Below are 18,346 nucleotides of genomic sequence, written 5' to 3' on the forward strand. Positions count from 1 at the left end.
TGTCACTGCTCCTGCTGGTGCTGCCGGGTAGGGGGGAAGTCTGCGGTATCGGTGGTGCGTGCGGCGAGCGTCCGGTCCGGATTCAGCCGTACGACGATGTGACGGCGCCAGTTCGCGTCGTCGCGCCCGGCGCGGTCCTCGCGCCAGTGGCAGCCGCGGGTCTCCTCGCGCAGCAGGGCGGCGGCGACCAGGACGCGGGCCACGCACAGGAGGTTGGTGGCCTCCCAGGTGTCGACGCCGGGCTCGGCGGTCTTGCCGTTCTCGTCGAGGGCGTCGCGGGCCTCGGTGTGCAGCCGCTGGAGCCGGTCGGCGGCCTTTTCCAGCGACTCCTTGGAGCGCAGGACCCCCGCGCCCTCCGTCATGGTGCGCTGGATCGCGAACCGGGCCTCGGGGGCCAGCAGCGGGTGCGCAGGCGTCGCCGGGTGCTCGAAGGGGGCGGGCACGCGCTCGTGCGGGCCGTCGGCCACCCGGTCGCCGGCGATGTCGGCGGCGATGCGCTCGGCGTAGACGAGGCCTTCGAGGAGGGAATTGGAGGCGAGCCGGTTGGCGCCGTGCACACCGGTGCAGGCGACCTCCCCGCACGCGTACAGGCCCGGGACGGTGGTGCGGCCGTGGGAGTCGGTGCGCACGCCGCCGGAGGCGTAGTGGGCGGCCGGGGCGACCGGGACGGGCTCGGTGACCGGGTCGAAGCCGTGGGAGCGGCAGGCGGCCAGGATCGTCGGGAAGCGGTTCTCCCACATGGCGGCGCCGAAGTGGCGGGCGTCGAGGAACATGTGCTCGGCGTCCTGTTCCTGCATGCGGCGCGTGATGCCCTTGGCGACGATGTCGCGGGGCGCGAGCTCGGCCAGCTCGTGCTGCCCCAGCATGAACCGCACGCCGTCGCTGTCGACCAGGTGCGCGCCCTCGCCGCGCACGGCCTCGGAGACCAGCGGCTGCTGGCCTTCCGCGTCCGGGCCGAGGAACAGCACGGTGGGGTGGAACTGCACGAACTCCAGGTCGCTGACCTCGGCGCCCGCGCGCAGGGCGAGGGCCACGCCGTCGCCGGTGGAGACGGACGGGTTGGTCGTCGCGGAGTAGACCTGGCCCATGCCGCCGGTCGCGAGGACGACCGCGGGAGCATGCACGGCGCCCACGCCGTCGTGCTGGCCCTCGCCCATGACGTGCAGGGTCACGCCCGCGGTGCGGCCCTCGGCGTCGGTGAGCAGGTCCAGGACGAGCGCGTTCTCGATCGTGCGCAGGCCACGCGCGCGTACGGCCTCCACCAGCGCGCGGGATATCTCCGCGCCGGTGGCGTCGCCGCCGGCGTGGGCGATGCGGCGGCGGTGGTGGCCGCCCTCGCGGGTGAGCTGGATGCCGCCCTCGTCGTCGGTGTCGAAGTGGGCGCCGGTGGAGATCAGCCGGCGTACGGCGCCGGGTCCCTCGGTGACCAGGAGCCGTACCGCGTCCTCGTCGCACAGGCCCGCGCCCGCCACCAGCGTGTCGTCCAGGTGCTGTTGCGGGGTGTCGCCCTCGCCGAGGGCCGCGGCGATGCCGCCCTGCGCCCAGCGCGTGGAGCCGTCGTCGAGGCGGGCCTTGGTGACCACGACCGTCGTCAGGCCTGCGGCCTCGCAGCGCAGGGCGGCGGTCAGGCCGGCCACTCCGGAGCCGACGACCACGACGTCCGCCGAGATGGACCACCCGGGCGCGGGCGCGTGCAGTCGTATGCCTGTGCTGGTCACGAGGCGGCTCCGAACGTGAGGGGGAGGTTGTCGATCAGCCGGGTCGTCCCGACCCGGGCGGCGACGGCCAGGACGGCCTCGCCGGTGAAGTCGTCCCCGATCTCGGTGAAGTCGGCCGGGTCGACCAGCGCGAGGTAGTCCAGCCGCAGCGGCGGGTCCATGCGGGCGGCCTCGTCGAGGACCAGGCGGGCGGCCGCGCGGACGGCCGCAGCGGCGCCGGGGACGGCCGCAGCGGTGCCGGGGACGGCTTTGGCGACGGCGTGCGCGTCGGCGGCGGCACGGGACTCGCCCAGGGCGCTGAGCGCCTCAGCGCGCGCGTGCGTGGCCGGCACCTCACGCGCGCGTGCCCGCAGCGCCTCCTGGGCGGCGTGCCGGTCGCGGCCGGCGAACAGCGCCTGGGACAGCGCGAGCGCTGTGCGTCGCCCGGTCGCCGACAGATAGCGGTTTCTGCTGGACAGGGCCAGGCCGTCCTCCTCGCGGACGGTCGGCACGGCCACGATCTCCACGCCGAAGTTCAGATCGCGCACCATGCGGCGGATCAGGGCGAGCTGCTGGGCGTCCTTCTGCCCGAACAGGGCCACGTCGGGCCGGGTGAGGTGCAGCAGCTTGGCGACGACGGTCAGCATCCCGTCGAAGTGGCCGGGGCGCGAGCCGCCCTCCAGACGCTCGCCCATGGGCCCGGCGGTGATGCGTACCTGGGGCTCGCCGCCCGGGTAGACCTCGTCCACGGACGGGGCGAAGACGACGTCGGCGCCGGCCTGTTCGGCGAGCTTGACGTCGGCGTCCAGAGTGCGCGGATAACGGTCGAGGTCCTCGCCCGCGCCGAACTGCAGCGGGTTGACGAAGACGGTGACGACGACCTCGCCGTCCGGCCCGGCGATCTCGCGGGCGGCGCGGACGAGCGTGGCGTGCCCCTCGTGCAGGGCGCCCATCGTCATCACGACCGCCCTGCGCCCGGCACGCGCGCGTGCGTGCAGGTCGTCGGTGGTGCTCAGCAGGCTCGTGGTCATCCGGCTTCTCCCTCGGCGCCGTCGGTCCCGTTGGCGAGTACCCCGAGGAGGTCCTCGGCGAGTTCCGGCTTCAGCAGGCCGTGGGCGAGCGCGCGGTCGGCGGTGGCACGGGCCATCGCGAGGTAGCCGCCGACGGTCTGCGGGGCGTGCCTGCGCAGTTCGGCCACGTGCGCGGCGACCGTGCCGGCGTCCCCGCGGGCGACAGGGCCGGTGAGCGCCGCGTCGCCGGAGCGCAGCGCGTTGTCCAGGGCGGCGCCGAGCAGCGGGCCGAGCATCCGGTCGGGAGCCGACACCCCGGAGGCCCGCAGCAGCTCCATGGACTGGGCGACCAGCGTCACCAGGTGGTTGGCGCCCAGGGCGAGGGCCGCGTGGTAGAGCGGCCGGCTCTCCTCGGCGATCCACTCCGGTTCACCGCCCATCTCGATGACCAGGGCCTCGGCGGCCAGCCGCAGCTCGTCGGGCGCGGTCACGCCGAAGGAGCAGCCGGCCAGTCGCTGGACGTCCACAGGGGTGCCGGTGAAGGTCATCGCCGGGTGCAGGGCCAGGGGCAGGGCTCCCGCGCGCAGGGCGGGGTCGAGGACCTTCGCGCCGTACCGCCCGGAGGTGTGCACGAGCAGCTGGCCGGGCCGTACGGCGCCGGTGTCGGCGAGGCCTTCGACGAGGCCGGGCAGGGTGTCGTCGGGGACGGTCAGCAGGACCAGTTCGGCGCGCTGGAGGACCTCGGCGGGCGGCACCAGCGGCACGTCCGGCAACAGTGCCGCGGCCCGGCGGCGGGAGGCGTCGGAGACCCCCGACACGGCGACCGGGCGGTGCCCGGCGAGCTGGAGCGACGCGGCGAGCGCGGGGCCCACGCGGCCGGCGCCGACGACTCCGACGGTGAGCCGTGCGGGACGGTCCCTGGGGTCTGGCTGTTGGCTTGTGTTCACGCGGCGACGGCCTTCCCGTTCCAGTCCGCTTCGGGTACCGGACGATTTCTCGTCATGTTAACGCGATCGGTCGCCGGGGCGTCCGGTCGTCCACAGGCTGTGGGTTTCCTCTCGACGGTCGCACGGCCCGCGCGCGGGCCGCCGGTGGTGCGGAAACCCCGGTGCTCGGGCGGTCCGGCGCCGGGCATGATCCGAGCATGACGAACACGGCGGAACGGGACGGGGAAGAGCCGGGCGAGGAGCGGCGGGAGGAGCTCGGGAAGCGACGGACGGCCGCCCTCCGGGCGGCGGAGCGGACGCTGTCGCGTCCGGGCTTCCGCGGCAGCCTGCGCGACCGGCTCGCCCTGCTGCACGAAGCGGCGCCCGAGGTGTACGACCTGGACGAACCCCCGGACGTGTACGGCGGCGGAGTCGTCGCCGCACTGGAGGAGCGGGTCGCGGGCCTGCTGAGCACGGAGGCCGCCGCGTTCTTCCCCACCGGCACGATGGCCCAGCAGGTCGCCCTGCGCTGCTGGGCCGGGCGCACCGGCAACCCCACGGTCGCCCTGCACGCGCTGGCCCACCCGGAGGTCCACGAGCGGGGCGCCCTGAGCGCGGTGGCCGGGCTGCGGCCGGTACGCGTCACCGGTGAGCCCCGGCTGCCGACGGCCGACGAGGTCCGCGCCTTCGAGGAGCCCTTCGGGACACTGATGCTGGAACTGCCCCTCCGGGACGCCGGTTTCGTGCTGCCCTCCTGGGAGGAGCTCACCGACGTCGTGGGCGCGGCACGCGAGCGTGACGCGGTGGTGCACTTCGACGGCGCCCGCCTGTGGGAGTCCACCGTCCACTTCGGCCGCTCCCTGGAGGAGATCGCGGGCCTGGCGGACAGCGTCTACGTGTCGTTCTACAAGTCCCTGGACGGCTTCGGCGGCGCGGCGCTCGCCGGCCCGCGGACGCTGGTGGAGGAGGCGAGGGCCTGGCGCCACCGGTACGGGGGCACCGTCTTCCAGCAGTTCCCCACGGCGCTGTCCGCGCTCGTCGGGCTGGAGCGGGAGCTGCCCCGGCTGCCGGAGTACGTCGCCCACGCGCGCGTGGTGGCCGAGGCGCTGCGTGAGGGGTTCGCCGAGGCCGGGGTCCCCTGGGCGCGCGTGCATCCGGAGGCACCGCACACGCACGAGTTCCAGCTCTGGCTGCCTTACGACGCCGACGACCTCGCCGAGGCGGCGGTGCGGCAGGCCGAGGAGACGAAGACGGTGCTCTTCGCGTCGGGTTGGAGCCGCGGCGGGCCGCCCGGGCTGTCGTTCACGGAGGTCACCGTGCGGGCCGCTGGCCTGGAGTGGACGCCGCAGGACGTGCGGGCGGCCGTCGGGGACTTCACGGCGCGGCTGAGGGAGGCCGCCGGACAGCCCTTCAAGGCCTGACCGGCCGCAGACGGTGCAGCAGCCGGCCGAGGACGTGCCGGGCGCGCCCGCGGGCGGGGCGGCGGCCGGCGAGGACCGCCTCGAACTCACGGCGATCGCGCAGTTCGCGGACGAGCTGCCAGTCATGGGCGCCGGGCGCGGGCGGGAGCGGCTCGCCGTGCTGACGGGCGCGGTGGACGTCGAGGGCGTACTGCTCGGTGATGCTCATGGCCGTTGCCTTTTCGGGAGTGGGAGAGGGGAAGGGCCCGGGTGCGCCGCGGTCGCCCCGGTGACTCCAGGCTGCGGCGGATCCGGGCCGCGCGTCCCGTCGATTGACGAGGGCCGTCAATCGTCGGCTGCGTTGTCGGTGGCGGGGTGCACCATGAGGGCATGAGCGTGCGCATCGACATCACGGGGCTGCGGCCGGAGCGGGTCACGGTCGCGCCGTCGCCCCTGGCCGAACTCGGCATGGCGCTGCACGCGCTGTCCGAACCGGGCCACCACCCCGGTCTGCAGGGCTGGGTCACCAGCGTGACGGCGTCCCTCGACCCGCACCTGGCCGACCGGATGTGCGAGGCGGACTTCCTGTGGCGGACGACGTTCTCCGACGTCTTCCTGCCGTACGCGGGCATCCCGGGCGGCGGCGCGCGGCCGGGTGCCACACTCGCCGAAGAGCTCGACCTGCTGGACAAACTGAGCGACGAACAGTTCACCGACTCCGCGCTGGAGTTCACGTGCGCGCCGGGCTACGAGCTGCCGAGCTCCGGCGTCCTGTCCGACCCGGCCCTGCACGAGCGCGCCCTCGACCTGGCCGCCTCCCGAGGGCCGCGCCAGGTGCGCTTCACCCGACGGCTGCTCGCCGACCCGCCCCTCGTGCGTGCGTGGCTGCGGCAGTTCCTCCAGGACTGCGAGGAGGCCTTCTTCGCGGACGTATGGGCCCGGGTCCGCCACACGCTCGCCGCGGACGCCCGCCACAAGACGGAGCTGCTGCACCGCAAGGGGCTCGCGGAGGCCCTCGCCTCGGTGTCCTCCGCCGTGACGCTGGACGAGCACGCCGCGCACATCACCGTCGACAAGCTGATCGAGGGCCGCACCGCCGTCACCGACGGGTCCCTGCTGCTGGTGCCGACGAGCCTCGGCTGGCCGCATCTGATGGTGCTGCACCGGTACGGCTGGCAGCCGGTGCTGCACTACCCGGTCGCCTCGCCGGAACTGGCATCGCCGCCGTCGGTGGAGCAGCTCACGCTGCGGATGACGGCGCTGTCCCACCCCGTGCGCATGCGGATCTGCCGTCTGCTGGCCCGCAGCGCGTACACGACCACCGAGCTGGCCCAGGCGCACGGCATGACGGCGCCCGAGATATCCCGGCACCTCGCCGTCCTGAAGAAGGCGGGCCTGGTCTCCACCCGCCGCCGCGGCCGGTACGTGCTGCACCAGCTGGACGTGACGATGGTGGCGCGGCTCGGCAGCGACTTCCTGGAGGGGATACTCCGCTAGCACCGCGGCAGGAGCGGTTCGCGCGGGTCGGCCGCTCAGTCGAAGCGGATGTGCCTCAGCCCCACGCGCGCCTGCCGCAGCCTGGTCCGCAGCGCGCCCTCGCGGTTGGGCCGGAGCGTCAGACCGGCCAGGACGGCGATGCGGTCGGCCGTCCTGGGCACGGAGGTGCGATCCGTCCACAACTGCTCGGCGAAGCAGGGTTCCCGCAGCCGCTCCAGACAGTGGTCGAGCTGACGAACGGCCCAACTCTCCTGCCTCAGAGCGGCGTTCTTGCCGACGAGGAACCGGAGCAGGCGTCCGAAGCCGCGTTCCCGCAGCCGCCGCAGCACGGTCTCCCGTTCGGCGAGGAGGGTGAAGTGCCGTACGTCGTGTCCCAGTTCACGCAACCGGCCGACGGTCTCCGCGAAGTGGTCCGGATCCGTGAGGGTCATGGGCACGATCACCACGCCGTCGTGCTTGCGCAGCGCCAGGTCGAGCACCTCGACGACGCCCTGCCGCCAGGAGGCAAGGTCCCGGAAGTCCTCGCGCAGCCCGGGCGGCAGCATGCGGTGCAGGCCGAAGCCCACGTGCTCGGGGTCGCACACGACGCTGCCCGGCAGCCGGCGCCGGATCTCGTGTGCCGTCTGTGTCTTGCCACCCCCGAAAGGGCCGTTTATCCACAGGAGCATGCGCAGACCCTAGTGGCCGCCACGGGGACCGGGGAGCGCTTTCCGGCTCTCAGTGCCCGCCGGCGCGCACCAGTCCCGTCTCGTAGGCCAGGACGACCACCTGGACCCGGTCGCGCAGGCCCAGCTTGGTGAGGATGCGGCCGACGTGGGTCTTCACCGTCGCCTCGGACAGCACCAGCCGGGCGGCGATCTCACCGTTGGACAGCCCCTGGGCGACGAGGATCATGACCTCGCGCTCGCGCTCGGTGAGCCGCTCCAGTTCCTTGCGCTGCGGCTCGTTGCCGGCGCTGGGCAGCATCGGCGCGAACCGGTCGAGCAGACGGCGGGTGGTGGAGGGGGCGACGACCGCGTCGCCGCTGTGCACGGAGCGGATGGCGGCGAGCAGTTCGCCGGGCGGCACGTCCTTGAGCATGAATCCGGAGGCGCCCGCCTTCAGCCCGGAGAAGGCGTACTCGTCGAGGTCGAAGGTGGTCAGGATCAGCACCTTCGGCGGGTTCTCCTCCGCGCAGATGCGCCGGGTCGCCTCCACACCGTCCAGCTTCGGCATGCGCACGTCCATCAGCACCACGTCCACCGCCGTGGACCGCACCGCCTGGAGAGCCTCGACGCCGTCGCCCGCCTCGGCCACGACCTCCATGTCCGGCTGGGCGGCGAGCACCATCCCGAACCCGGTGCGCAGCAGCACCTGGTCGTCGACGAGCATCACGCGGATCGTCATCGGGTCCTCTTCCGTGTTACAGGTGTCAACAGGGGGCGTGCGGGGGCGTCAGTGCGCCGGTTTGAGCGGCAGCAGGGCGCTGATGCGGAATCCTCCGCCCGGGCGTGGGCCGGCGTCCAGCGTGCCGCCGACCATGCCGACCCGCTCGCGCATGCCGATCAGTCCGTGCCCCTGGCCGTCGATGCCGCCCTCCTCGTACAGCTCGTGCGGCGCGCCCTTGCCGTCGTCCTCGACGAGCAGGCCGAGACCGTCGTCGAAGTAGACCAGGCGCACACTGGCGCCCGCGTGCGGTCCGCCGTGCTTGCGCGTGTTGGTCAGCGCCTCCTGCACGATGCGGTACGCGGTGAGCTCGACGCCGCTGGGCAGCGGGCGCGGAGTGCCCTCGACCTTGAAGTCGACGGGCAGACCGGAGCCGCTGCACTGCTCGACCAGGTCCTTGATCTGCTCGACGTCCGGCTGCGGCACGTACTCGCCGCTCTCCTGGTGCTCCCCGGTGCGCAGTACGCCCAGCAGGCGGCGCATCTCGGCGAGCGCCTGGCGGCCCGTCGAGGAGATCGTCTCCAGGGCCTTCTTCGCCTGGTCGGGGGCGGCGTCGAGGACGTAGGCCGCGCCGTCGGCCTGCACCACCATCACCGACACGTTGTGCGCGACGACGTCGTGCAGCTCGCGCGCGATACGCGCGCGTTCGGCGGCGACAGCGACCTTCGCCTGCGCCTCGCGCTCCTTCTCCAGGCGGGAGGCCCGCTCCTCCAGTTGGGCGAAGTAGGCGCGGCGGGTCCGCATGGAGTCGCCGAGCACCCAGGCGAGGGCGAACGGCACCGTCTGGAAGACGACGATCGCGACATTGCCCCACGCGCTGGTCTGCTCGTTCGGCCAGCGCATCTGCGCCAGCGTCGCCGCGCTCAGCCCCGTGCCCAGGGCCAGCCAGGAGGCCCAGCGCACGCCCGTCGCGGCGACCGTGTAGACGATCACCAGCAGGGCGAAGTCGGCGGCCATCGTCGCGACGTCCAGCGCCAGCTGCGCCACGCCGATGGCGCCGGCCAGCAGGAGCATCCCCTCGGGCATGCGCCGTCGCAGCGCCACCACCAGGCAGAGCAGGAAGGCCACCGGCACGATGAGTGCCGGATCGTCGGTTCCCTGGCCGGTGTTCCTTGTGGAGGTGTCGGCCACCACAGAGATCCCGAACAGGACGAAGGCCCAGAAGCCGTCGACCCCGCTCGGATGTCTGCGGATGAAGTCATAGAGGCGCTGCACGTAACCCAGAGTAGGGAAGCCCGATGTGTGCACGGGTCAACCGGAGGGCCGATCCGGGTCCGGCGCGCATACTCCGCAAGGTGGAGGAGGCGATCACCTGTGCGCATAGTCTGAGCCGGTGGCGGCACAGGTGACGGGCTCCGGCGGATGGCGTGGCTGGCGGGCGGCGACGCAGGACGCGCTCTACGGGACGGACGGCTTCTACCGCCGCCCCGAGGGCCCGGCGGGCCACTTCCGCACGTCCGTGCACGCGTCCCCGCTCTTCGCCGGGGCGGTGGCCCGGCTGCTGTGCGAGGTGGACGAGGCGCTGGGCCGGCCCGCTTCGCTCGACTTCGTCGACATGGCCGCCGGACGCGGTGAACTGGTCACCGCGGTGCTCGCCGCGCTCCCCGCCGACGTGGCGGCCCGCACACGCGCGTACGCCGTCGAGATCGCCGCCCGTCCGGCGGGCCTCGACCGTCGGATCGAGTGGCTGCCCGAGCCGCCCCCGCAGGTCGCCGGGCTGCTGTTCGCCAACGAGTGGCTGGACAACGTGCCCGTCGAGGTCGCCGAGGTCGACTCCGCCGGCACCGCGCGCCGGGTGCTCGTCCGAGGCGACGGGGCAGAGCGGCTCGGCGAGCCGGTGTCCGGCGCGGAGGCGGAATGGCTCGCGCGCTGGTGGCCCCTGGCCGGCGAGGAGGGGCTGCGGGCGGAGATCGGGCTGCCCCGGGACACCGCCTGGGCGTCGGCCGTCGCCCGTGTCGGACGGGGGCTCGCCGTGGCCGTGGACTACGCGCACACGGCGGACGCTCGCCCCCCGTTCGGGACGCTCACGGGCTACCGGGAGGGCCGGGAGACGACGCCCGTGCCGGACGGCTCGTGCGACCTCACGGCGCATGTCGCGCTGGACGCCTGCGCGCAGGCAGGCACACCGGCGCTTTCGCCGTCCGCGCCCCGTCTGCTCTCCCAGCGGGAGGCGTTGCACGCCCTCGGCGTCACCGGCGCGCGCCCCCCGCTCGCGCTGGCCTCCACGGACCCCGCCGCGTACGTCCGCGCCCTCGCGAGCGCCGGCGAGGCGGCCGAACTCACCGCGGCGCACGGCCTCGGCGACTTCGCCTGGCTGCTCCAGCCGGTCGGGATCGCCGACCCGCTCGCCCCGCCCCGCTGAGGCGCACGCCGGAGCGCTCGCCCCGCCGCCACCGGCGCGGAGATGCCCCCGGCTACTTGTCGATGTCTCCGACCACGAAGAACATCGATCCCAGTATCGCCACCATGTCCGCTACCAGCGTGCCCGGGAGCAGCTCGGTCAGCGCCTGGATGTTGTTGTACGAGGCCGAGCGCAGCTTCAGCCGGTACGGGGTCTTCTCACCCTTGCTGACGAGGTAGTAGCCGTTGACCCCGAGGGGGTTCTCGGTCCACGCGTACGTGTGCCCCTCGGGTGCCTTGAGGACCTTGGGGAGCCGCTGGTTGACCGGGCCGGGCGGCAGCTCGGCGAGGCGGTCCAGACAGGCGTCCGCGAGGTCCAGCGCGACGTGCGTCTGCTCCAGGAGGCACTCGAAGCGGGCCAGGCAGTCGCCCTCCGCCCGGGTCACCGCCCTCAGCGTGTCCTGGAGCTCCCCGTACGCCAGGTAGGGCTCGTCGCGGCGCAGGTCGAAGTCGACGCCGGACGCGCGCGCGATGGGCCCGCTCACGCCGTACGCGTGCACGGCCCGCGAGGACAGGACGCCCACGCCGCGCGTGCGGCCCCGGAAGATCTCGTTGCCGAGGACGAGGTCGTCGAAGACGTCCATGCGGGAGCGGACGGCGGCGACGGCCCCGCGGGCACGGGAGACCCACCCCGCCGGCAGGTCCTCCTTGAGGCCGCCGACCCGGTTGAACATGTAGTGCATGCGCCCGCCGGAGACCTCTTCCATCACGTTCTGGAGGACCTCGCGCTCGCGGAAGGCATAGAAGACCGGTGTGATGCCGCCGAGCTCGAGCGGATAGGAGCCGAGGAACATCAGGTGGTTGAGCACCCGGTTCAGCTCCGCGAGGAGCGTGCGCGTCCACACCGCGCGCGGGGGCACTTCCATGCCGAGCATGCGCTCCACCGCGAGGACCACGCCCAGCTCGTTGGAGAACGCCGACAGCCAGTCGTGGCGGTTGGCCAGCATCACGATCTGGCGGTAGTCACGCGCCTCGAACAGCTTCTCCGCGCCCCGGTGCATGTAGCCGATCACCGGCTCCGCGTGCATGATGCGCTCGCCGTCCAGCACGAGCCGCAGCCGCAGGACGCCGTGCGTGGAGGGATGCTGCGGGCCGATGTTGAGCACCATGTCGGTGCTCTCCGCGGCGCCGCCGATCCCGACCGTGGTCTCCGTCGTAGGAGTCATGGCCCCAGTCTCCCCTACGTACGCTGGCCGCATGGAGACGGGGAGCCCGGCGGGCCCGGGGGGCGTGGAGACGGTGGGGGGCGGCGCGGCGTGGACCGGGCTGCCGCCCGGACTGCTGCGGATGCGGCGCTTGTTGCTGGTGGTGTGGTCGGGGCTCGCGGCGGCCGGCGTAGGGGTCCCGCTCGGTCTGCTGGCCGGGCCCGCGTGGGCGGCGTTCGCGTTGCTGCCCCTGGCGGGCATCGGCTGGGGGTGGGTCATGCTCGGCCGCAACTGGCGCTCCTGGCGCTATGCCGAGCGCGCCGACGACCTGTTGATCAGCCGGGGCGTGCTGTGGCGCGAGGAGACGGTCGTGCCGTACGGGCGGATGCAACTCGTCGAGGTGACCTCAGGTCCCGTCGAGCGGTACTTCGGGCTGGCCGGCGTCCAGTTGCACACGGCGGCCGCCGCGACGGACGCGAGGATCCCGGGGCTGGACCCGACCGAGGCGGAACGGCTGCGTGACCGGCTCACCGAGCTCGGCGAGGCCCGATCGGCGGGACTGTGACGGCCCCGGGCCTCGACGGCGGCGTGGCCGGCGCCGCGCGGGCGCGGACCGTCGTCGAGCGCCGGCTGCACCCCGTGACGCCGTTCCGGCGCGCGTGGGCGCCCGTCGCGGTGGTCGCCGGCTGGGCGGCGCACGATCCGAACCAGGCCCAGCGGCAGCTGGCACGGCTCACCACGACGACCCTGCTGATCGCGGTCGCCGTCGTCATTCCCGCGGCCGCCCTCTACGGCTTCCTGAGCTGGTGGTTCACCCGCTTCGCGGTGACGGACAGCGAACTGCGCATACGGACCGGCCTGGTGTTCCGGCGCACGGCGCACATCCGGCTGGAGCGCATCCAGGCCGTCGACGTCACCCGGCCGCTGCTCGCGCGGATCGCCGGCGTCGCCAAGCTGCGGCTCGACGTGGTCGGCGCCGACAAAAAGGACGAACTCGCCTTCCTCGGCGAGGACGAGGCGAGCGCACTGCGGGCCGAACTGCTCGCGCGCGCGGCCGGCTTCGCCCCCGAGACGGCGCACGAGGTCGGTGAGGCCCCGGCGCGCGAGCTGTTGCGCGTGCCCGCGCGCGAGCTGGCGATCGCGCTGGCGCTGACCGGCGCGACCTGGGGCGCGCTGATCGCCGCGCTCGTGGTGCTGCCGGTGCTGTGGCTCGTCACCGAGAGCGTGTGGACGGTGCTGGCGACGGGTGTGCCGCTGCTCGGCGCGGCGGGTGCGCGCAGCGTGGGGCGGTTCGTCGCGGAGTTCGACTGGAGCGTCGGCGATTCACCGGACGGGCTGCGGATCGACCACGGTCTGCTGGACCGCGCGCACGAGACGGTGCCGCCCGGGCGGGTGCAGACGGTCCGGATCGTCGAGCCGCTGCTGTGGCGGCGCCGGGGGTGGGTGCGCGTCGAGCTGGACGTGGCCGGCTCGACCAACTCCGTGCTCGTCCCGGTCGCCCCGCGCGAGGCCGCGGAGGCCGTCATCGCGCGCGTGCTGCCCGGCGTCACCGTCCCCGACGCCGCCGCCCTGGCACGGCCGCCCCGCCGGGCCGGACGGTGTCTCCCGGTCTGGTGGCGGGGCTACGGGACGGCGGTCACCGACACGGTCTTCGCCTCCCGGCACGGGCTGCTGCGCCGGAGTCTGGCGCTCGTCCCGCACGCCAAGGTGCAGAGCGTGCGACTCACGCAAGGCCCCTGGCAGCTGCTGTGGCGCGTCGCCGACGTGCGGGTGGACTCGGGGGCCGGCACGACCGTCACGGCGCGTCTGCGGGACGCGCGTGAGGCCGCGGAGCTGCTGCGCGGCCAGGCCGAACGGTCCCGGACCGGACGCCGTGACGCCCGGCCCGACCGGTGGATGGCCTAGCCGCTGTCGCGCAAGGCTTGTTCAGGAGACGGCGCTGCGCAGGCGGTGCAGGTCGATCTGCTCGGTCTCGTCGTGCGCGGTCAGGTCGATCACCTGGCCGACGCGGCGCGAGTCGTCGTCGGCCGGCTTGAACTCCGCCTCGGTCTCCGCCTTGTGCAGCGCGAGCGCCTCCTGGCCGACGACATCGGCGAGGTCCTCGTTCTGCACGGCCTCCAGGGCGTCGGACGCCGCCGACTCCTTCGTGCCGAAGAAGTCGAACCCGCCCTCGGCCGTGGGCCGGCGCACCGGCTGCGACTCGGGAGCGACGGCCACGGCGGTGGGCACCGTGAAGTGCCCACCGGGGCGCCGCGCGGGAACGACGGCGTGAGGCGCTTCCGGGGTGTCCGTGACGCCCGTGCCGCCTGTTCCGTCTGTTCCGTCTGTCGGGTTCGCGTCTGTGGCCTGCGTCCGCTCGGCGGCCTCTTCCGGCGCGGCGGCGGCCGTCTTCTGGGCCGGGGCCTCGTCCTCGTCGGGGTCCAGGGGAGGGGCGGCCGCGCGCGCGTGCTCGTCGACCGCCTCGGGCTTCCCCTCCGCCTCGTCCTCCCGCGCGGCCTCCTTGTCGCCGCCGGCCTTCGAGAAGGCGACCGAAGCGGGCTTGGCGTCGGCGGGTTCGGTGGAGTCGGTGGTGCCGGGGGTGTCGGCGGGCTTGGTCTTGGCGGTCTCGGCCGACTTGCCGGCCTTGGCCGGCCCGACGGGCTCGGTCGGCTCGGCGGACTTCACCGGCTCGGACACGGCGGGCCGAGCCGGCTCGGACTCCGCGGGCTTCGCGCGCTCAGGCCGGTCGGCGTCGAAGCGGGCCAGCGCGCTCAGCGCACGCAGGAACAGCTTGGAGCCGTCGGCGGAGAAGACCGCGGGAGCGTCGGGCTCGCCCCCGCCGGACGCCCCGGAAGCGGACACGTCGGCCTTCGAAGCTCCAGTGGCCGAAGCCCCGACGACCGGAGTCCCGTCGACCGATCCCTCGGCGAGCGCGGCCTCGTCGACCGAAGTCCCCTCGGTCCCCGCGCCCTCGGCCGTCTCCGCAGCCCGCGCGGGCGGCAGGGCGTTCGACGGTGGCGCGGCCTCTATCTCCAGCAGGCGACGGCCCTCCAGGGCGGTCGCCCGCTCCGTCTCGGCGGTGGCATAGCGGCGCAGCAGCGCCGCGTGCTCGTTGCGCAGACCGGCGAGTTCGGCGCGCTTGGCACGCAGCCGCTGCTCCAGCTTGATCCGCAGCTCGCGCGACTCGTCGAGGTCGCTCTCCAACTCGGCGACGCGCTCCTCGAAGCGCCACTCGTCGCCCGCACGCGCGCGCGTGAGGTCGGCGACCTGCTTGCCGGCCTGGATGTCCCAACGGCGCATGACGATCGCGCCGATGACCGCCGTCGCCGCGGCGGCGGCGGCCAGACCTCGGAGCGCGAAGGGCTCCGTGAACACCCAGGGACCGAGGGCGCAGACGACGGAGACGCCTGCGATCGCCGACGGAGGAAGCAGCCTGTGCAAGGGCGGTGAATGGCGGTGACGTCCACGTGGCATGGCCAGAAACTTACCGCGCGTAGAGGATTGTTGGCGCCCCGCCCCGTAAAAACCAGCCGTCCCGATGTCTTCACAGCGCATCGGCATTCGGCGCTGTCACGGAATTCGACGAACAAACAAGATCGTTTCCGCTGGGCGGCCGCCCCGGCCCCGGTGTCACGGGCTGCTCAGCCGTCCGCTGACCCACTCCAGGGTCGCCGGGATCTCCCTCCGCCAGGTGTTGAAGTTGTGTCCGCCGCTTTCGAGGATGATCGACGAGATCCTCGTCTTCTTCGTCGCCTTCACCATGTCGATGAACTTCATCGTGGCCTTGTAGTCGGATTCCCCGACCTTGCTGCTGGTGACGAGCAGCGAAGTGTCCGGCGCGGGCCGGTGCTTGATGAACCAGCGCAGATCGGCCTCGGCGCGGCGGGTCTTGTCGCCGTGGAAGAGGTCGCCGGTCGTCGGGTCGGACGGCGCGGTGAAGTACGGCGACAGGCCGGCGCCCGCCGCGAAGACGTCGGGATGGTGCATCGCCAGCTTCAGGGCGCAGTAGCCGCCGGTGGAGTTGCCTATGACGCCCCATCTGCTGCCCTGTTTCCTGTTCACCCGGTAGTGCGCCGCCACCGCCTCCGGCAGGTCCTTGGCGAAGAACGACTCGGTCTGCGGCCCGCCCGGGACGTCCACGCACTCGGTGTCCCTCGGCGGCGCCACCGTCGGCCGCAGCATCACCAGGATCGTCGGCTCCATACGGCCGGCCTTGGCGAGCTCCCGCGCGGTGCGCGGGTACTCCAACTTGTCGACGAGCGCCTTGGCCGTGCCGGGGTAGCCCGTGAGGACGACGGCCGCGGGGAACGTACGCGTGCGCTGCTGCGGGTCGAAGTACTCCGGGGGCAGGTACACGAACGCGGGCGAGTTGATGCCCGTCGTCCGGCCCGCCACGGTGACCTGCTGGATCTGCCCGCTCGTGCTCGTCTGCCCCCCGCCCGCCAGGCGGTGCGTGTCCACGACGCGCAGCGGTCCCGTCGGACGGCCGTCCTCCGCGTGGTCGACGACGACGCCCTGGTCGTTCTCCTGCCCGAACAGGTCGGCCCAGCTGGCGTAGAAGCCGAACGCCTGGTTGGCGGCGAGGCCCACCGCCGCGAAGAGCGCCACCTGCGTGGCGAGCAGCAGGCCGACGCGCCCGGTGACGGCCCGCCAGCCGCGCCCGGCCAGCCGCGGCCACTGCCACACCGTGCCGGCGAACAGCAGTAGAGCGGCGGCGGCCGTCGTCCACAGCGTTGCGTTGCTCGTGAGACCCATGAGGTGTTCCTGCCTGCGCTCTCCGCCGGGGTTCCCGTCCGCCTCCGCTCCTGCGCGAGGGCTTTTCCCGGACTTTCCTTGGCCTTTTCGGCGGCTTTGACGAGGCGAGTGAACCTCTCTCCCCGAGACACCGTCCTAGAGGGCGCAAAGTCGCCGGATGCCCGATCGGGCCCGGGTCTCCATGTCTCTCGCGGAACTACGGGATGCGATGTCTGTCAGGGAAGATGAGGAAATGTCGGGCGGGGTTCCGAGCAGGGTTCGTCGGCTGATCCGGGGCCCCCGCCCCGAGGCCGTGCCCGTCCTCGTCAGCAGGGCGTGCGCCCTCGTGGGTCTGCTGGACGTCGCCGCGGGCGTGTTCCCCCGGTTCCGGCACAGCAGGATGCACACCGTCGCCGAGGTCCTGCCCGGCTCCTTCGGCCCGTTCGCGGCCGCAATGTCGCTCAGCGCGGGCGTCCTGCTGCTGCTGCTCGCGCACGGCCTCAAGCGCGGCAAGCGGCGCGCGTGGCGCGCGGCCGTCGTGCTCCTCCCCGCGGGCGCCGTCGCGCAGTTCACCTACCGGCACTCCGTCGTCGGCGCGCTGATCTCCCTGGCCCTGCTGATACCGCTGCTCGTCCACCGCGACCAGTTCGCCGCGCTGCCCGACCCGCGCAGCCGCTGGCGCGCGCTCGCCAACTTCGTCCTCATGGGCGCGGGTTCGCTCATGCTGGGCATGGTCATCGTCAGCGCCCACCCCGGCCGTCTGGTCGGCGACCCCAGCCTGGCCGACCGCATCACCCACGTGCTGTACGGCCTGTTCGGCTTCGAAGGTCCCGTCGACTACCAGGGCAACACCTCCTGGACGGTCGCCTTCTCCCTGGGCGCCCTCGGCTGGATCACCGCGGTCACCACCATCTACCTCGCCTTCCGGCCCGAGCACCCGGCGGCCCGACTCACCGAGGAGGACGAGTCCCGGCTGCGCAGCCTGCTGGCCAAGCACGGCAGCCGTGACTCCCTCGGCCACTTCGCGCTGCGCCGCGACAAGGCCGTCGTGTTCTCCCCCAGCGGCAAGGCGGCCGTGACCTACCGCGTCGTCTCAGGCGTGATGCTCGCCAGCGGCGACCCCATCGGCGACGTCGAGGCCTGGCCCGGCGCCATCGAGCGCTTCATGGACGAGGCCAAGGCCCACTCCTGGACCCCCGCCGTCATGGGCTGCTCGGAGACGGGCGGCGAGGTGTGGACCCGCGAGACCGGACTCGACGCCCTGGAGCTGGGCGACGAGGCGGTGGTGGACGTGGCGGATTTCTCGCTCGCCGGCCGCGCGATGCGCAACGTGCGCCAGATGGTCAAGCGCATCGAGCGCGCCGGTTACGAGACCCGGGTCCGTCGTGTCCGTGACCTCGGTGAAGCCGAACTGGAGCGCATCCGGCGCGCCGCCGAGGACTGGCGTGGCACCGACACCGAGCGCGGCTTCTCCATGGCCCTCGGCCGGATCGGCGACCCCTCCGACGGCGACTGCCTCATCGCCACCGCCCACAAGGCCGACGCCGAGCCGGGCGAGTACGGCGACCTGAAGGCGATCCTGCACTTCGTGCCCTGGGGATCGGACGGCGCCTCCCTCGACCTGATGCGCCGCGACCGCTCGGCCGACCCGGGCATGAACGAACTGCTGATCGTCGCCGCCCTCCAGGCCGCGCCGAAGTTCGCCATCGCGCGTGTGTCCCTCAACTTCGCCATGTTCCGCTCGGCGCTGGCACGCGGCGAGAAGATCGGCGCGGGCCCGGTGCTGCGCGCGTGGCGCGGACTGCTGGTGTTCCTCTCGCGCTGGTTCCAGATCGAGTCGCTGTACAAGTTCAACGCCAAGTTCCAGCCGCGCTGGGAGCCCCGCTTCGTGGTCTACCGGGCCTCCGCCGACCTGCCCCGCATCGGCTTCGCCGCCATGCAGGCCGAGGGCTTCGTCACCCTGGCCCTCCCCCTGCCGCGCTTCCTGCGCCGCCGCACCGCCACCCCGCGCGCGTGCGCGCACGTCGTGGCGGACCGGGTGCGCGAACGGGACATGCGGGCCGCGTAGCCGCCCTGCCGCCCAGGACCCGGCCCGGCCGGAGCGCCCCACCCGGGGCCTCCGACCGGGCCGCA

At 73.6% G+C, this 18,346-nt stretch carries 16 protein-coding genes; 6 read left to right on the plus strand and 10 right to left on the minus strand.

Annotation, left to right across the window (positions count from 1 at the left end; genetic code table 11):
* Positions 1 to 2: 2 nt before the first annotated feature.
* From ACIOC0_RS07060 to ACIOC0_RS07070, 3 genes are read right to left on the minus strand one after another with little or no spacing between them, the layout of a single operon-like run.
* Complete coding sequence (locus ACIOC0_RS07060; RefSeq protein ID WP_402153333.1) at positions 3 to 1,718, minus strand: L-aspartate oxidase; 1,716 nt, start codon at positions 1,716 to 1,718, stop codon at positions 3 to 5.
* On the minus strand, positions 1,715 to 2,728 hold the full coding sequence (gene panC / locus ACIOC0_RS07065; protein ID WP_402153335.1) for a pantoate--beta-alanine ligase: 1,014 nt from the start codon (positions 2,726 to 2,728) through the stop codon (positions 1,715 to 1,717). Before panC ends, ACIOC0_RS07060 begins: the two co-directional genes overlap by 4 nt.
* Positions 2,725 to 3,654, minus strand: coding sequence for a DUF2520 domain-containing protein (locus tag ACIOC0_RS07070; protein ID WP_351090592.1), 930 nt, complete (start codon positions 3,652 to 3,654; stop codon positions 2,725 to 2,727). Before ACIOC0_RS07070 ends, panC begins: the two co-directional genes overlap by 4 nt.
* Before the next feature lie 197 nt (positions 3,655 to 3,851).
* Between ACIOC0_RS07070 and ACIOC0_RS07075 the strand changes: the two genes are divergently transcribed.
* Complete coding sequence (locus tag ACIOC0_RS07075; RefSeq protein ID WP_402153337.1) at positions 3,852 to 5,054, plus strand: threonine aldolase family protein; 1,203 nt, start codon at positions 3,852 to 3,854, stop codon at positions 5,052 to 5,054.
* Here the strand turns inward: ACIOC0_RS07075 and ACIOC0_RS07080 are convergent.
* Positions 5,044 to 5,262 (minus strand): hypothetical protein, encoded by a 219-nt coding sequence (locus ACIOC0_RS07080; RefSeq protein ID WP_402153339.1) that lies wholly within the window; start codon positions 5,260 to 5,262, stop codon positions 5,044 to 5,046. The two genes, ACIOC0_RS07075 and ACIOC0_RS07080, sit on opposite strands and share 11 nt — an antisense overlap.
* Before the next feature lie 161 nt (positions 5,263 to 5,423).
* Between ACIOC0_RS07080 and ACIOC0_RS07085 the strand changes: the two genes are divergently transcribed.
* Positions 5,424 to 6,530, plus strand: coding sequence for a DUF5937 family protein (locus ACIOC0_RS07085; RefSeq protein ID WP_402153341.1), 1,107 nt, complete (start codon positions 5,424 to 5,426; stop codon positions 6,528 to 6,530).
* Positions 6,531 to 6,565: 35 nt separating this feature from the next.
* Here ACIOC0_RS07085 and ACIOC0_RS07090 read toward each other — a convergent pair whose 3' ends face one another.
* Genes ACIOC0_RS07090 through ACIOC0_RS07100 form a run of 3 tightly spaced genes read right to left on the minus strand, consistent with a single transcriptional unit; the run spans position 6,566 to position 9,170 of the window.
* On the minus strand, positions 6,566 to 7,198 hold the full coding sequence (locus tag ACIOC0_RS07090) for an AAA family ATPase (RefSeq protein WP_402153343.1): 633 nt from the start codon (positions 7,196 to 7,198) through the stop codon (positions 6,566 to 6,568).
* Between the two features lie 49 nt (positions 7,199 to 7,247).
* On the minus strand, positions 7,248 to 7,916 hold the full coding sequence (locus ACIOC0_RS07095) for a response regulator (RefSeq protein ID WP_402153345.1): 669 nt from the start codon (positions 7,914 to 7,916) through the stop codon (positions 7,248 to 7,250).
* A 48-nt stretch (positions 7,917 to 7,964) separates the two neighbouring features.
* The gene (locus tag ACIOC0_RS07100; RefSeq protein ID WP_402153347.1) at positions 7,965 to 9,170 is read right to left on the minus strand and encodes a sensor histidine kinase; all 1,206 of its coding nucleotides are present in this window, start codon (positions 9,168 to 9,170) and stop codon (positions 7,965 to 7,967) included.
* A 118-nt stretch (positions 9,171 to 9,288) separates the two neighbouring features.
* Here ACIOC0_RS07100 and ACIOC0_RS07105 point away from each other — a divergent pair, with 118 nt between their 5' ends.
* The gene (locus ACIOC0_RS07105) at positions 9,289 to 10,317 is read left to right on the plus strand and encodes an SAM-dependent methyltransferase (RefSeq protein WP_402153349.1); all 1,029 of its coding nucleotides are present in this window, start codon (positions 9,289 to 9,291) and stop codon (positions 10,315 to 10,317) included.
* A gap of 52 nt (positions 10,318 to 10,369) precedes the next feature.
* Here ACIOC0_RS07105 and ACIOC0_RS07110 read toward each other — a convergent pair whose 3' ends face one another.
* Complete coding sequence (locus tag ACIOC0_RS07110) at positions 10,370 to 11,521, minus strand: NADH-quinone oxidoreductase subunit D (protein WP_402153351.1); 1,152 nt, start codon at positions 11,519 to 11,521, stop codon at positions 10,370 to 10,372.
* A gap of 31 nt (positions 11,522 to 11,552) precedes the next feature.
* Here ACIOC0_RS07110 and ACIOC0_RS07115 point away from each other — a divergent pair, with 31 nt between their 5' ends.
* Positions 11,553 to 12,065, plus strand: a complete 513-nt coding sequence (locus ACIOC0_RS07115; protein ID WP_402153353.1) for a PH domain-containing protein — start codon at positions 11,553 to 11,555, stop codon at positions 12,063 to 12,065.
* Entirely contained in the window at positions 12,062 to 13,405 is a 1,344-nt protein-coding gene (locus ACIOC0_RS07120) for a PH domain-containing protein (protein ID WP_402153355.1), read from the plus strand. The genes ACIOC0_RS07115 and ACIOC0_RS07120 overlap by 4 nt, the downstream gene beginning before the upstream one ends.
* Positions 13,406 to 13,426: 21 nt before the next feature.
* On the opposite strand, the gene ACIOC0_RS07125 is transcribed toward ACIOC0_RS07120, so the two are convergent.
* Both ACIOC0_RS07125 and ACIOC0_RS07130 read right to left on the minus strand, forming a co-directional pair.
* Entirely contained in the window at positions 13,427 to 14,953 is a 1,527-nt protein-coding gene (locus ACIOC0_RS07125) for a hypothetical protein (protein ID WP_402153357.1), read from the minus strand.
* Between the two features lie 156 nt (positions 14,954 to 15,109).
* On the minus strand, positions 15,110 to 16,234 hold the full coding sequence (locus ACIOC0_RS07130; protein ID WP_402153359.1) for an alpha/beta hydrolase: 1,125 nt from the start codon (positions 16,232 to 16,234) through the stop codon (positions 15,110 to 15,112).
* 232 nt (positions 16,235 to 16,466) lie between these two features.
* Here ACIOC0_RS07130 and ACIOC0_RS07135 point away from each other — a divergent pair, with 232 nt between their 5' ends.
* Positions 16,467 to 18,281, plus strand: a complete 1,815-nt coding sequence (locus tag ACIOC0_RS07135; protein ID WP_402153361.1) for a phosphatidylglycerol lysyltransferase domain-containing protein — start codon at positions 16,467 to 16,469, stop codon at positions 18,279 to 18,281.
* Positions 18,282 to 18,346 lie beyond the last annotated feature (65 nt).

It is taken from the genome of Streptomyces sp. NPDC088254 (assembly GCF_044740925.1).
In the GTDB taxonomy this organism is placed as follows: domain Bacteria; phylum Actinomycetota; class Actinomycetes; order Streptomycetales; family Streptomycetaceae; genus Streptomyces.